13 protein-coding genes are annotated in these 15,506 nt (G+C 44.5%); 11 read left to right on the plus strand and 2 right to left on the minus strand.

What is annotated here, in order from left to right:
* Positions 1–11: 11 nt before the first annotated feature.
* Positions 12–1,220: an ROK family transcriptional regulator gene (locus DW036_RS03610; protein ID WP_118461358.1), complete on the plus strand. Its 1,209-nt coding sequence runs from the start codon at positions 12–14 to the stop codon at positions 1,218–1,220.
* Between the two features lie 26 nt (positions 1,221–1,246).
* Here DW036_RS03610 and coaW read toward each other — a convergent pair whose 3' ends face one another.
* Positions 1,247–2,077 carry a type II pantothenate kinase gene (coaW, locus tag DW036_RS03615; protein WP_118461360.1) on the minus strand — a complete coding sequence of 277 codons (831 nt, stop codon included), beginning with the start codon at positions 2,075–2,077 and terminating at the stop codon, positions 1,247–1,249.
* Positions 2,078–2,471: 394 nt separating this feature from the next.
* Complete coding sequence (locus DW036_RS03620; protein ID WP_118461362.1) at positions 2,472–2,705, minus strand: YecH family metal-binding protein; 234 nt, start codon at positions 2,703–2,705, stop codon at positions 2,472–2,474.
* A 150-nt stretch (positions 2,706–2,855) separates the two neighbouring features.
* Between DW036_RS03620 and DW036_RS03625 the strand changes: the two genes are divergently transcribed.
* The 10 genes from DW036_RS03625 to DW036_RS03670 all read left to right on the plus strand — a co-directional run bounded on the left by DW036_RS03625 (position 2,856) and on the right by DW036_RS03670 (position 15,480).
* A complete protein-coding gene (locus tag DW036_RS03625) occupies positions 2,856–5,267 on the plus strand; it encodes a TonB-dependent receptor (protein ID WP_118461364.1) in 2,412 nt (803 codons plus the stop codon).
* 144 nt (positions 5,268–5,411) lie between these two features.
* A complete protein-coding gene (gene mce / locus DW036_RS03630) occupies positions 5,412–5,822 on the plus strand; it encodes a methylmalonyl-CoA epimerase (protein WP_007212904.1) in 411 nt (136 codons plus the stop codon).
* Positions 5,823–5,912: 90 nt separating this feature from the next.
* Positions 5,913–7,466, plus strand: a complete 1,554-nt coding sequence (locus DW036_RS03635) for an acyl-CoA carboxylase subunit beta (protein ID WP_009128927.1) — start codon at positions 5,913–5,915, stop codon at positions 7,464–7,466.
* 32 nt (positions 7,467–7,498) lie between these two features.
* On the plus strand, positions 7,499–8,431 hold the full coding sequence (locus tag DW036_RS03640) for an OadG family transporter subunit (RefSeq protein ID WP_118461365.1): 933 nt from the start codon (positions 7,499–7,501) through the stop codon (positions 8,429–8,431).
* 22 nt (positions 8,432–8,453) lie between these two features.
* Positions 8,454–8,879: a biotin/lipoyl-containing protein gene (locus DW036_RS03645; RefSeq protein ID WP_118461367.1), complete on the plus strand. Its 426-nt coding sequence runs from the start codon at positions 8,454–8,456 to the stop codon at positions 8,877–8,879.
* A gap of 1 nt (position 8,880) precedes the next feature.
* The gene (locus tag DW036_RS03650; protein ID WP_118461369.1) at positions 8,881–10,041 is read left to right on the plus strand and encodes a sodium ion-translocating decarboxylase subunit beta; all 1,161 of its coding nucleotides are present in this window, start codon (positions 8,881–8,883) and stop codon (positions 10,039–10,041) included.
* 184 nt (positions 10,042–10,225) lie between these two features.
* The gene (locus DW036_RS03655; RefSeq protein WP_118461371.1) at positions 10,226–11,593 is read left to right on the plus strand and encodes a tetratricopeptide repeat protein; all 1,368 of its coding nucleotides are present in this window, start codon (positions 10,226–10,228) and stop codon (positions 11,591–11,593) included.
* Positions 11,594–11,704: 111 nt separating this feature from the next.
* Positions 11,705–13,555 (plus strand): glycoside hydrolase family 13 protein, encoded by a 1,851-nt coding sequence (locus DW036_RS03660; protein WP_118461372.1) that lies wholly within the window; start codon positions 11,705–11,707, stop codon positions 13,553–13,555.
* Positions 13,556–13,736: 181 nt separating this feature from the next.
* Complete coding sequence (locus tag DW036_RS03665) at positions 13,737–14,177, plus strand: MarR family winged helix-turn-helix transcriptional regulator (RefSeq protein ID WP_118461374.1); 441 nt, start codon at positions 13,737–13,739, stop codon at positions 14,175–14,177.
* Complete coding sequence (locus tag DW036_RS03670; protein ID WP_118461376.1) at positions 14,155–15,480, plus strand: TolC family protein; 1,326 nt, start codon at positions 14,155–14,157, stop codon at positions 15,478–15,480. The genes DW036_RS03665 and DW036_RS03670 overlap by 23 nt, the downstream gene beginning before the upstream one ends.
* Positions 15,481–15,506 lie beyond the last annotated feature (26 nt).

Genomic DNA, 15,506 nt, shown 5'->3' on the forward strand with positions numbered 1-15,506 from the left:
AACGAGATAATATGAAAATAAACCAGCAAAAGAAAACAGAATCTGATTCTAAATATTCTACTATTAAGAAACAGATTATCAAGCATTACATACATAATGGCGATTCTACAATTCCTGCTCTCGCTAATGAGTTGCAATTGAGTATTCCAACAGTCACTAAAGTAATTGACGAGATGGTTACTGATGGCTACATCAATAACTATGGAAAAATAGAAACGGGTACAGGAAGACAGCCCTACGCATACGGACTTAACTCTGACTCAGGCTACTTTATTGGGGTTGAAATAAAGAGGAATAGTATTACTATTGGAGTTATTAATTTTAAGGGAGATATGATAGAACTTAAAAGAAATATTCCTTATAAATCTGAAAATTCCATAGAAGCGTTAAATGAATTATGCAAGCAGATATGTAATTACATCAAAAAATCAACAATAGAAAAGGAGAAAATAATAAATATAAATATTAATATCCCTGGTCGGGTAAATTCAGAATTAGGATATAGTTTCAGCCAATTCAATTTTGAAGAGCGACCTTTAACAGAAATCCTAACTGAAAGAATAGGGTATAAAGTTACCATTGACAACGATACACGGGCGATGGCATTTGGAGAATATTTGCAGGGATGTATCAATAAAGAAAAAGACATTATTTTCGTTAATATCAGTTGGGGATTAGGAATAGGGCTGATTTTGAATGGAAAGCTATATTATGGCAAATCGGGATTTTCCGGTGAATTCGGACACGTAACAGCCTACGACAGTGAAATACTTTGCCACTGTGGCAAAAAAGGATGTATTGAAACAGAAGCATCCGGTTCCGCCCTACACCGTATTATATTAGAACGTAGTCAGAAAGGAGAAAGTTCAATACTTTCCAATCGAATAGATGCAGATAAACCACTCACATTGGACAATATCATATCAGCAGTCAACAACGAAGATATGCTATGTATAGAGGTTATAGAAGAAATAGGTCAAAAGTTAGGAAAACAAATTGCCGGACTCATCAATATCTTCAATCCAGAATTAGTAATAATCGGAGGAAGCTTATCACAGACAGGAGACTATATTCTTCAACCCATAAAAACAGCGGTCCGTAAATTTTCTCTAAATTTAGTGAATAGGGATACCATAATTACTCTTTCAAAATTAAAAGATAAAGCAGGAGTAATAGGAGCTTGCATGCTTGCACGAAGCAAAATGTTTGAGAATGAATAATCAGAAGTTCCTCAGTGACATGTTACTTATCTGTTTATCTCTCTGGTATATGCCAGCGCCGCCCCTATCGCCGTCCTATACTCCGCATAGGGTGGAATATGGAAGCGCACCCCATATATCTTTTCCATATTCGGAAAAATTTCATGGCACTGCGGAAATTTAGTAAGATTACCGATCAAGACAAAATCTTTGATAGGACCATTCAGCCCAGACAGCACCGCTGCACCACCTATCGTTTGCAGCACCATATAAATAATACCTTTTGCAATATCTTCCTGCGAAGCGTTGCTATCCGCTTTTCCGAACAGCGAAGCAGTGGCATGCACCGGAAGATCCGGCAAAGGACGATTGCAGATATCTCCGATCTGCAAGTTTACACGGGTAACGTCACCTTTCTCGGCAATTGCTGCAATCTGCCTGAAATCATGCGTCTTCAGCAACAAGCGGGAAAGTCCCTGCAAAGTACCTCCGCCAATTGCCATACCACCAATATGCTCTATCTTTTCTCCGTTGATTCTTACGAAAGAAGTGCCCGTTCCCATGCTTACCACAATCAGCCGGTCAATATCCGTGGCATGACGTGCCCCCAACCCATTGGCTATAAACTCATCGACCTTGTCCGTGGGTAAACCATACAACGGACTATCTACAAATGCACTACCCACACCTGTCAGCATCACTTGCTCTATATCCGAAAGCTGAATACCGTTATCATAAATATACTTCCCGAAAGCCCCGAACAAAGAAGTAACCGGATCAGTCGCAGTGATAAACATCGGTGACTGTATCTGTTCTCCGTTGATTCCTACAATTTTTGTAGTACTTCCACCAACGTCTATTCCTATTACAATTCCCATAGTTTCAATATTGCATTCGGCCACAAAGGTACAAATTGTTTTATTGCAGATGTGTATTCAAATATGTTTTGTTGCATACATAAACAAGAGAAACGCATACCAATAAGACTAATTCCGTATTCACATAAAACTAATTCTTTTTATGCATCTAATTATTCTTACTACAGTTATACAATTTTCTTACAACAATTATACTTCTTTCTTACAACAACTATTGTAAGATAATTATATAACTGTAGTAAGATTATATTTTAGCACTTTTATCAATAGTTTCTTGTAACTTGAAAATTAATTTGTAGCAGCTGAGAAATTAGTACCCATCAGAAACAAACAGTTCCCCTTTTGCAATCAACATTACAAAAGGGGAACCGCTATAGAACCAAAGTTATCAGCATCAATGGCTGCAAACCTTCGTCATATCCACCGTAAATCCATCATCAGCAGGCATAAACTTACCTTTCGCTTTCAGAAACTCTATCAATTTATCCGCATCCATATCTTCTGCCGAGCAAGTATAGAAATGTTGATGCTCGCCGAATTTCCGGATGATTGCCTCTTTTAATGATGATTCCGAATAACTGTTGCCTTCCATCATGTGAAGGACTTCATGAGCATGTAATTGTTCCATAATCTATTTTTTCTGCAAAGATAGCATGAAGCACGGATTGGAGTTGTAACATATGTGACACGAACCTATAAAAAATAAAGAAGCAAAGTTAAAAGCTCTTTTTTACCTCCTGATATACGTTTCGGGAAGTTTCTCCGTTATAGAAAAGGTATGAGACATTTTTGGTTACTGACAGTTCTTATAATACTATTCTCCACTCCCGCCCTTGCCCAGAAAACAGTCAAGATAGGCGGAACGATTACGGATGAAAATGGTAATCCGATTGAATTGGCAACAATACGATTGGAAGGGACGGCTATAGGCACAGTCAGCAACCTGAAAGGGAGATATTCGCTGAAATTCGAAAGCCGGGACAATGTAACGGTCATCTTCTCCATGCTGGGATGCCAAACCCGCAAACGAAAATTAGTACGTCCGCAGGGAAATATCAGTCTGAACATAACCTTACCCCCGATAAACTTTGAATTGGGCGAAGTGAGCGTAACAGAGCGCCGCCGACAAACCGGAACCATCCAACAGATAGAAACCAAACAAAACCGCCTGGCCCCCGACGCTTCGGGCGGAAGCATAGAAGCCGTGATAGCCACACAGGCCGGAGTGAGTAGCAACAACGAACTCAGCTCGCAATACAACGTACGCGGCGGTAGTTTCGACGAGAACATGGTGTACGTCAACGGCATTGAAATATACCGTCCCTTGCTGATCCGTTCGGGGCAACAGGAAGGATTGAGTTTCATCAATCCCGATATGGTGCAATCCGTCGGCTTCTCCACGGGAGGCTATGAGGCCAAGTACGGGGACAAGATGTCATCCGTGCTGGACATCACTTACAAGAAACCCGAACGGCTGGAAGGAAGTGCCTCCGTCAGCCTGTTGGGAGCCTCGGCATACGTAGGAATCGCCACCAAAAGGCTAACCTGGACAAACGGCATCCGCTATAAAACCAACCAATATCTGCTCGGCACGCTAGATACAAAAGGGGAATACGACCCGCGTTATATCGACTATCAGACTTATCTGAACTGGACACCTTCGAAGCGTTGGGAGGTAGGTGTCATCGGCAATATTTCAGAAAACCGCTATAACTTCCAGCCGGAAGACCGCTACACCCGCTTCGGCACTCTCAGCAATGTACGTGAGTTTAAAGTCTATTTTGAAGGACAGGAGAAAGATTTATTCCGCACCCTGTTCGGAACCGCCTACGCCACCTACCGGCTGAACGAACAGAACAGCCTGACCCTGCAAGCCTCCGCCTTCCACACGAAAGAACAGGAAACGTACGACATCACCGGGCAATACTGGCTGAACTCCCTGGACAGCGGAACGCAAGTAGACGGCACTACCAACGAAGAGGAAACTTCCGAAACTATCGGCGTGGGAACTTACATGGAACATGCCCGCAATTATCTCACCGCAGAGGTGCAAAGTTATTCCATCACAGGCCGTCACCGACTGAAAAGCCACTCCTTGCAATGGGGTGCGGAGCTCAAACGGGAGCGCATCAAAGACCGGATGCGCGAATGGGAAATGCGCGACTCTGCCGGCTACTCCATGCCACAAACTTCCGAAGGGCCGGAACTATTCTACACCCTCCGTTCGCGCAACGAAACGGACAGCAAACGATACGGATTTTACCTGCAAGATACATACCGCTTCCGCTCCACCGCCGGACTATTCACCCTGACTGCCGGCATACGGGGCAGTTACTGGGACTGGAACAAAGAATTCATTTTCAGCCCGCGTGCTTCCCTGGCTCTGATTCCGGCATTTAATGAGAAATTCACCCTGAGAGTAGCCGCCGGAGTATATTACCAGGCACCGTTCTATAAAGAATTCCGTGATACCACCCAGATTGACGGAATAGCTACCGTATCTCTGAACCATGACATCCGTTCGCAGCGCTCCCTGCACTTCGTGGCAGGCGGCGACTATAATTTCCGTGCCATGGACCGCCCGTTCCGTTTCTCCATGGAAGTGTATTACAAAGCGTTGAGCAATCTCATACCTTATAACATAGATAATGTACGGATCAGTTATTACGGACGCAACCTTTCCAAAGGTTACGCCACCGGTATCGACATGAAACTGTTCGGTGAGTTTGTTCCCGGAACAGACTCCTGGCTGAGCTTCTCACTGATGAAAACCGAAGAGAAAATAAACGGACAATGGCTCCCCCGGCCCACCGATCAGCGCTACCGTCTTTCGCTCTATTTCACGGACTATTTTCCCGGTAGCCGCAAGTGGAAAATGAACCTGAAAGGTACACTTGCCGGAGGTCTTCCCTTCGGCCCTCCACATAGCGGACGCGAGGCTGCCGTGTTTCGTACATCCCCTTACCGACGTGTAGATATAGGTATGTCCCGCTGTCTTATCGACCGTAGCGAACGCGAAAATCAGCGCGGCATCCGCAGCCTTTGGTTAGGCGTTGATATTTTCAATTTGCTAAATATCAGCAACGTCAACTCCTATTATTGGGTGACAGACACCCGAAATAATCAGTTTGCAGTACCCAATTACCTGACATCTCGTCAGATTAACGTCCGACTGCTGCTCGACTTCTGAACCGAAGTCTAAAAAAAACTTTCTAAACTTCAAATATCCAATAATTAATTGACGAAAAATTTCTCTATTAAGGAAGAAATCTCTTTCTTTGTGCTGTTTTATGCCTTTGATTAAGACATTATACCAACATTAATAAATATAGTTATGAAGATTTCACACATTGAGCATCTGGGTATTGCTGTTAAAAGCATTGAAGAAGCCCTGCCGTATTACGAGAACGTATTAGGTCTGAAGTGCTACAACATCGAAACTGTAGAAGACCAGAAAGTTAAAACCGCTTTCCTGAAAGTTGGTGACACTAAAATCGAACTTCTCGAACCGACCTCTCCCGAAAGTACCATTGCTAAGTTCATCGAAAACAAAGGTGCAGGCGTTCATCACGTGGCATTCGCTATCGAGGATGGTGTAGCAAACGCATTAGCTGAAGTGGAAGCTGCAGGCGTTCGCTTAATCGACAAGGCTCCGCGCAAAGGTGCTGAAGGTCTGAACATTGCTTTCTTACACCCGAAATCAACACTGGGTGTATTGACAGAACTTTGCGAAAAACCGGAATAATAATTACGAATTATTCATAGATGGAGTAATTTATAATTAAAGAAGAATTGGTAATAAAAAAAACAGTATTAACCCATTATATTTAATAAAATGAGTAATCAACTTGAAAAGATTAAAGAGCTTATAGATCGCCGCACAGCTGCACGTCTGGGTGGTGGTGAAAAAGCGATTGCCAAACAGCATGAGAAAGGTAAATATACAGCTCGTGAGCGCATAGCCATGCTTCTCGACGAAGGAAGTTTCGAAGAAATGGATATGTTTGTAGAGCACAGATGTACCAACTTCGGTATGGAAAAGAAACACTATCCCGGCGATGGTGTTGTTACCGGTTGTGGTACTATCGACGGTCGTTTGGTTTATCTGTTCGCACAGGACTTTACAGTTTCTGCCGGTTCTTTGTCTGAAACGATGTCTCTGAAGATCTGTAAGATTATGGATCAGGCTATGAAAATGGGTGCTCCTTGTATCGGTATCAACGACTCGGGTGGTGCACGTATCCAGGAAGGTATCAACGCTTTGGCAGGTTATGCTGAAATCTTCCAGCGCAATATTCTGGCATCAGGCGTTATCCCGCAGATTTCAGGTATCTTCGGTCCTTGTGCCGGTGGCGCCGTTTACTCTCCTGCACTGACTGACTTCACGTTGATGATGGAAGGTACTTCTTATATGTTCCTCACCGGCCCGAAGGTGGTGAAGACTGTAACGGGTGAAGACGTAACTCAGGAAAACCTGGGTGGCGCAAGTGTTCACTCTACCAAATCAGGTGTAACCCACTTCACTGCCAAGACTGAAGAAGAAGGGTTGGCTTTGTTGCGTAAACTGTTGAGCTACATTCCTCAGAACAATCTGGAAGAAGCTCCTTACGTAGACTGTACCGATCCTATCGACCGTCTGGAAGATTCTCTGAATGAAATCATCCCCGACAGCCCGAACAAGCCTTACGACATGTACGAAGTAATTGCTGCTATCGTTGACAACGGTGAGTTCCTCGAAGTTCAGAAAGATTACTCAAAGAATATCATTATCGGTTTCGCACGTTTCAACGGACAGTCCGTAGGTATCGTTGCCAACCAGCCGAAGTATCTGGCAGGTGTGCTCGACAGCAACGCATCTCGTAAGGGTGGCCGCTTCGTTCGTTTCTGCGATGCTTTCAATATTCCTATCGTTTCATTGGTAGACGTTCCGGGATTCCTTCCGGGAACAGGCCAGGAATACAATGGTGTAATTCTGCATGGTGCTAAGTTGCTGTATGCTTACGGTGAAGCTACTGTACCTAAAGTAACAGTTACATTACGTAAGTCTTACGGTGGTTCGCACATCGTAATGAGCTGTAAGCAACTCCGCGGTGACATGAACTACGCATGGCCTACTGCTGAAATCGCCGTAATGGGTGGTGCCGGTGCCGTTGAGGTATTGTATGCCCGCGAAGCCAAGGAACAGGAAAATCCTGCCCAATTCCTGGCAGAGAAAGAAGCCGAATATACCAAGCTGTTTGCTAATCCTTACAATGCAGCTAAGTATGGTTACATCGACGATGTGATTGAACCGCGTAACACACGTTTCCGCATTATCCGCGCTTTGCAACAGTTGCAGACTAAGAAATTGACTAACCCGGCTAAGAAGCATGGTAATATTCCTTTGTAATCAGGCTTTTAACACTAAAAACAAGAACGATTATGAATAAAACAAAAATCGGAATATTCTTTACCTTGCTGCTGGTGTTAGGTGTATGCTCTTCCTGCGGAGAGAAGAAATCGAACAACAAGCTGGTGCTGAATGAAGTGCTGATTACCAATGAAGGCAACTTTCAGGATGACTACGGCATGCACAGCGCATGGATTGAAATATTCAACAGATCATACGGCAGCGCCGACCTCGCAGGTTGCTATCTGAAATGCAGCAGCCAGCCGGGTGATACTGCCAGCTACTTTATCCCTAAAGGTGATGTCCTGACTTTGGTGAAACCTCGTCAGCATTCATTATTCTGGGCCGATGGAGAAGCAAGACGTGGTACATTCCACACGAACTTCACACTGAATCCGGAAACACAGAACTGGATTGGCTTATATGATTCAGGACGCAATTTATTGGATCAGATAACCATACCGGCAGGCGCATTACAAGCTAACCAGTCTTATGCCCGTATAAGTGATGCAGCCGAAAAATGGGAAGTTAAAGACGGTAGTGCTGAAAAATACGTAACTCCGAGCACTAACAACAAGACCATCGACAGCAATGCTAAGATGGAGAAATTCGAAGAGCATGATAGCGATGGCATCGGTATGTCTATTTCTGCCATGAGTGTAGTATTCTGCGGTTTGATTCTGCTTTTCATTGCTTTCAAGATTGTTGGCAGAGTATCTGTAAGCCTCAGCAAGCGTAACGCCATGAAGGCTAAAGGTATTACTGACAAACAGGAAGCCAAAGAGAAGAAACTGGGCGAAGCTCCGGGAGAAATTTTCGCTGCTATTGCCATGGCTATGCACGAGATGCAAAGCGATGTACACGACGTGGAAGACACCGTTCTCACCATCAACCGTGTAAAACGCAGCTATTCACCATGGAGTTCGAAGATTTACACATTGCGTGAAACTCCTCTGAAAAAGTAATCACCTATAAATTGATAAAACGATGAAAGAATATAAATATAAAATCAACGGTAATACATACAAAGTTACCATTGGAGATATCGACGAAAATATCGCTCACGTCGAGGTGAACGGTACCCCCTACAAAGTAGAAATGGAAAAGGCACCGAAAGTGGTTGTTAAACCGGTAGTACGTCCTACTACTCCCGCTCCCGCCCCCGCTCCGGTAGTGAAACCGGCTGCTCCTTCTACTGGCAAATCAGGTGTTAAATCGCCGCTGCCGGGTGTTATCCTCGACATCAAAGTCAATGTAGGTGATACAGTGAAGAGAGGACAAACCATCATTATCCTCGAAGCTATGAAGATGGAGAACAATATCAATGCCGACAAAGACGGTAAAATCACTGCGATCAACGTAAGTAAAGGAGATTCCGTTCTCGAAGGTAATGACCTTGTAATTATTGAATAATATGGGAGAATTTATCACATTTATAGGAAACAACCTTGCCGACTTCTGGACGTACACGGGTTTTGCCAATGCAACGGTAGGCCACGTCGTTATGATCCTGGTAGGTTTGTTCTTCATATACTTGGCGGTAGCCAAGGAATTTGAACCGATGCTGCTGATTCCTATCGGATTCGGTATGCTGATCGGTAATATTCCTTTCAACATGGAAGCCGGATTGAAAGTCGGTATCTATGAAGAAGGTTCTGTGCTCAACATCCTGTATCAGGGAGTAACCTCCGGATGGTATCCGCCGCTCATCTTCTTGGGCATTGGTGCTATGACGGACTTCTCGTCTCTGATATCCAATCCTAAGTTGTTACTGATCGGTGCTGCTGCTCAGTTTGGTATCTTCGGTGCTTATATGATTGCTTTGGAAATAGGTTTCGATCCTATGCAAGCCGGTGCAATCGGTATCATCGGTGGAGCTGACGGCCCGACGGCTATCTTCCTTTCATCCAAGTTGGCCCCTAACCTGATGGGTGCAATTGCGGTATCAGCCTATTCGTACATGGCGTTGGTACCGGTAATCCAGCCGCCTATCATGCGCCTGTTGACCAACAAGCACGAACGTCTGATCCGTATGAAACCGCCGCGCGTAGTTTCTCACACGGAGAAAGTAATCTTCCCGATTATCGGTTTGTTGCTGACTTGCTTCCTTGTTCCGTCCGGTCTGCCTTTGTTGGGTATGCTGTTCTTCGGTAACCTGTTGAAAGAAAGTGGTGTAACCCGTCGTTTGGCTGAAACGGCACGTGGTCCGCTGATTGACACAATTACTATCCTGTTAGGTTTGACAGTAGGTGCTTCTACTCAGGCTTCTGAGTTCCTGACGCTCGACTCTATCAAGATCTTCGGTCTGGGTGCATTGTCATTCGTAATTGCTACTGCTTCAGGTGTGATCTTCGTGAAGATATTCAACCTCTTCCTGAAGAAAGATAATAAGATCAATCCGTTGATCGGTAATGCAGGTGTATCTGCCGTACCTGATTCGGCACGTATCTCTCAGGTAGTAGGTCTGGAATATGATTCTACAAACTACCTGCTGATGCACGCCATGGGTCCGAACGTTGCAGGTGTAATCGGTTCAGCAGTAGCTGCCGGTATCTTGCTGGGATTCTTGATGTAAAAGACATGTGCGTTGAGTGGTATCTTTACCATTCAAAACATCCGGTATATTTTAGCGCTCCTTCGGTTGAAGGGGCGCTATTTTTATTCGTTAATCTATCTAAAAGAGGCTACGAACATTTCGTAAAGCAAATCTTTTTAGTAACTTGCAGCCAATTAAGCAATACTTTAAAGATAAAAAGACTATGCGGAAACTCTTTATTCTACTCTTTTTCAGTGCCTCTTCATTGCTGATGGCACAAAATACCAATCCTATTCAGGAAGCAATGGCAAACTATGATTATGAGACGGCATTGACGCTAATTGATCAAGAGACGCCGACTATTCCCCTACTCTATCAGAAAGGGAAAGCTCTGAAAAGTCTTGGCAACAACCGGGAAGCGCTTCAGGTATATGAAGAAGTCGTGATGCAAGATTCTCTGAATCCACGAGCTTATATTGAAGCAGCAGAGTGCTGCAAGTCATTATTAAAAAACAAACAGGCATTAAAATATTATCAAAAGGCAGTGGACCTGAATCCGGATAATAAATATGCCCGTATTCAATACATTACTCTATTACTGAATCAGCGGAAATTCGATGAAGCATTGGGAGAGAGCAGTCTACTTACAGAAACAGATAGCTCGGCTGTCGCATTACATCTACAAGCTCAAAGTTTTGAAGGGGTAGATGACATTTTAGCAGCATTGGGATGCTATGAAAACATACAGGAAAAATATCCCAACGATTTTCTGGCTGCTGCCAAAGCAGCAAGACTACACATCGAAGGAGCATTTTATAATTATGCTATAGAAGCTACTGAAAAATACCGCCAAATAGACAGTACAAATGTTGTTGTGAACCAACAAAATGCATTGGCATACTGCCTGATGAAAGATTATCAGACTGCAATACAGAGATACGAACAGTTACTAAGCCTTGGGGACAGTACATTTACCACCTGTTATTATTTAGGAGTCAGTTATTACGCAGTAGAAAAGTTTTATGAAGCACATGATATACTGGAAGTAGCTCGCCAATATGATAAGCGTAATGTGAATCTGCTATATTATTTAGGACGTTCCTGTTCCAAAACGTCATGGAAGGATCAAGGAGTTGCATATCTGGAAGAAGCTGTGGCATATGCTACCCCACCCGATAGCGCTATGATACGCCTCTATGTCGGCCTCACAGACTGCTATAAAATGGCACTAATGCCTAAAGAGCAAATCAAAACGATGCAAGACAGATATGATAAATATGATATAGAAAATCATAAGCTCTTGTATGACATGGCATATGTTTACCAATATCAGTTGAAAGATAAAAAGAATACAGAACGTTGTCTGGAGGCTTTCCTTAAAACGCGTCCCAAAAACAGCAGTGAGCAACCCGAAACAGATGATAAAGGAAATGTAATATTAGGATTAAGTACTTATTATGGCGCAGCCGAAACTTGGCTGAAAGATCTTCGTGAGAAAAAGAAAGTGGATGACTTCTTTCAGGGGAAAGTGATTGCAGTGCCGACAGATACGAAAAAGACAGAAACTTCCAGAGACACAGTCAAGAAGTGAAAACGTTTGCATAACATTATAAAGTATATAATAGCGGAGTAGCGGCAGCTTTCTCCGCTATTTGCTTATATTAGCACCAAAATACGGATATAATAACAAAAAGCTAATATCATGAAAAAATTATTCCTTATCCTGGGAACGTTTTTACTTTCCCTTAGTACGTATGCAGCTATGAACGTAAACAAAATCGACCCTCCGTTTTGGTACGCCGGAATGCAAAATCCCGAACTCCAACTTATGGTCTACGGTGAAGACATCGGTAACTCTTCCGTTACTGTCAACTATCCCGGCGTTTCTTTGAGCAGCACTGTCAAGCTGGAAAGCCCGAACTACCTGATTGTCTACCTGAGACTGGAGAAAGATGTGAAACCCGGTAAAGTAGCTCTCACTTTTGCACAAGGCAAAAAGAAAATCGTCAAAGAGTATGAACTGAAAGCACGCGGCAAGAAAAGCTGTGAACACAAAGGTTTTGATGCTTCCGACGCCCTCTACCTGTTGATGCCCGACCGTTTCGCAAACGGCAATCCGGACAATGACCAAATCCCCGGCATGGCCGAATACAAAGTAGACCGCAATGATCCGAACGCCCGCCATGGTGGTGACCTTGCAGGTATCGAGCAAAATCTGGATTACTTCTCCGACCTGGGTGTAACTGCCCTTTGGTTCACTCCGGTACTGGAAAACAACATGACCGGCGGTTCGTACCACGGCTATGCTACTACCGATTACTATAAAGTTGATCCGCGTTTCGGCACCAACGAAGAGTATCAGCAACTGATATCCAAATGCCACGACCGCGGCATCAAGATTGTAATGGATATGATCTTCAACCACTGCGGCGTAGAACATCCATGGATTAAAGATATGCCGTCTAAAGACTGGTTCAACAATCCCGATCACGAAAAGAACTTCGTGCAGACCTCTTTCAAACTGACTCCGCACGTTGATCCTTATACTTCACAATACGACTTCGACCAGATGAACGACGGTTGGTTTGTTACCGCTATGCCGGACCTTAACCAAAAGAACCCGCACGTATATCGCTACCTGGTACAGAACAGCTTCTGGTGGATTGAGTACGCCAATATCGACGGCATCCGTATGGACACTTATCCGTATGCCGACTATGACGCCATGAGCAACTGGATGAAAGAGCTGAACGAAGAATACCCCAACTACAACACCGTAGGCGAAACCTGGGTTACCGAACCGGCTTATACAGCCTGGTGGCAAATGGATTCCAAACTCTCTGCCCCGAAGAACAGTAACCTGAAAACCGTCATGGACTTCAGCTTCTTCGATAAAATCAACACTGCCAAGAACGAGCAGACCGAAACATGGTTCAAAGGTCTGGATCGCGTGTACAATAGCTTCGTATACGACTTCCTCTACCCCAACCCGGCTTCCGTACTGGCATTTATCGAAAACCATGATACCGACCGCTTCCTGGGTGAAGGCGACAATCTGCCAATGCTGAAACAAGCTTCTACCTTGCTACTTACCACCCGCCGTATTCCGCAACTCTACTATGGTACGGAAATCATGATGAACGGTGTGAAGAGCAAGAGTGACGGATACGTTCGTAAGGACTTCCCCGGTGGATGGACTGGCGATACAGAAACTGCACTGACAGCCGCAGGACGCAGCAAGATACAGAACGAATGTTATAACTTCTACAAGACCTTATTGAACTGGCGTAAAGGAAACGATGTTATCGCCAAAGGTAGCATGGTGCAATTCATGGTTCAGAATGGTGTTTATGCCTATGCCCGCCAGCACGAAGGTAAAACCGTATTCGTAATGTTGAATGGTACAGATGCCGAAACTACTGTTCCTTTGAAATTCTACAAAGAAATATTGAAAGATTCCAAGCAAGGAAAAGACATTCTTAGCGGAAAGACAGTTGCATTCGGTGAATCGCTGACAATGGGACCGAGAGAATCATTGGTGATTGAGTTATAAATCGCATTTCAATTATAACAGAAGGGCATAGAAATTAGCTTTCTATGCCCTTTCTTTATTCATAAAAGTATATTCTCTAATCTTTCTTCCAAACCTCCCCTCACAAATATTAGTCAAACATTTGACTAATTCCAATAAAAAGCTCTACCTTTGCGCCCGAAAGATAAAAAGCAACGTAGCAATGGAGAATTACAATTCATCCCGCGGGCTTATCCAGCAAATGTTAAGAACCCGCATGGCATTCCGCCAAGCTCTGCAACGCGTTTTGAAACGCAATAACATAGATATCACCTTTGAAATGTTACAAGTACTGAGTTCTCTGTGGCAGGAACAAGGAATCAGCCAGCAGGCATTAGCCGAAAAGACAGCCAAAGACAAAGCCTGCATGACTAATCTGATGGCCAACCTCGAAAAGAAAGGCTGGATCATGCGCCAGGAAGACCCTAACGACCGCCGTAACCGACTCGTGTACCTCACTCCCGCAGGAGAAGAGATATCCGACCGTGTACGCCCGCTCATCAAGGATTTTTATACCCAGACGGGCCAACTGATGGGAATAGAGAGCCTAAACGCATGTTCCAATCAACTAGAGACACTCTATGAGATATTCAACCAGTTTTAATTTTCTTCGCCTCTTGCTCATTCACATACTTGCTGTAGCTCCGCTGTGGCTAACCGCTCAGGAGAATACTCATCTATTATCCGTAGACGAACTTTTCCGTCTGGGCACAGAAAACAGTCTGCAACTTAAAAAGAGCAAACTACAAGAGGTTATTCATAACGACCAAAAGAAGTCTGCATACACAGACCGATTGCCAGATATCCAAGTAGGTGCCAGCGCCGGAATCATAGGCCAGCCCGTCATCTTTCAGCGGGGACTTTCACATCCCGTGCGCCCCGAAACGCCGGACTGGTCACAAAACTATAACATCAACCTGACGCAACCCCTCTACCAGGGAGGAAGGATACAAGCCCAAATACATCAGGCCGAACTTAAAGAGCAAATAGCCGCCCTGACGAGTGCCGACAACGAAGCCGAAATCAAGCTGGTACTGCTGCAACAGTACATGACACTTTTCAGTTACTACAAGCAGCGGGAAGTGCTGGCACGCAACATCGAAGAGTCCGAACACCGACTGAAAGATATCCGCCGGATGAAAAAAGAAGGCATAGTCACCCGCAATGATGAAATCCGCAGTGAACTGCAACTGACCAACGACCGCCTGGCCTATCAGGAAGCCGACAACAGCATCGCCATAACTTCGCAACAACTCGATATTCTGCTGGGACTGGACGAATCACAGCTGATAGCACCGGACACCACTTTACTGTATACCGCCGTCAGTGTGTCCGATTATGATACGTATGTACAATTAGCCTACAACAACTATCCGGGCATGCAGATTGTCCGCCAACAAACCCTGCTGGCAGAAAACGATATCCGGCTGACTAAAGCAAACTACCTTCCCAGCCTGTCACTGCACGCGGGCAACACCCTTGCACGCCCACTCAGCACTACACTGGCTGACATGTACAACAACAACTGGAACATCGGCCTCAGCCTCTCATACAACCTGTCGTCTCTTTATCAGAATAAGCACAAGATGCACGAAGCCCGGCAAACCGTACAACTTCAAAAGTATACCGAAGAACTCCTGATGCAGGACATCCGTATTCAGATACGAACTGCCTACACCCGCCATAAAGAGGCCCTGAACCGCATAGAAGCCCTGAAGCTCTCTGTCAGCCAGGCAGAAGAAAACTACCGGATTGTGCAAAACCGCTACCTGAACCAGCTTTCCATCCTCACCGACCTGCTGGATGCAAGCAGCGTGCGGCTGGATGCTGAACTGCAACTGACCGTTGCCCGTACGCAAGCCATTTACACTTACTATGAATTACAGCGAACCTGCGGCATGCTTTAATTCTTTAATTATTAATTATTAATTTA

Origin of the sequence: Bacteroides sp. AF39-11AC (assembly GCF_003474285.1) — a bacterium.
Taxonomy (GTDB): Bacteria; Bacteroidota; Bacteroidia; order Bacteroidales; family Bacteroidaceae; genus Bacteroides.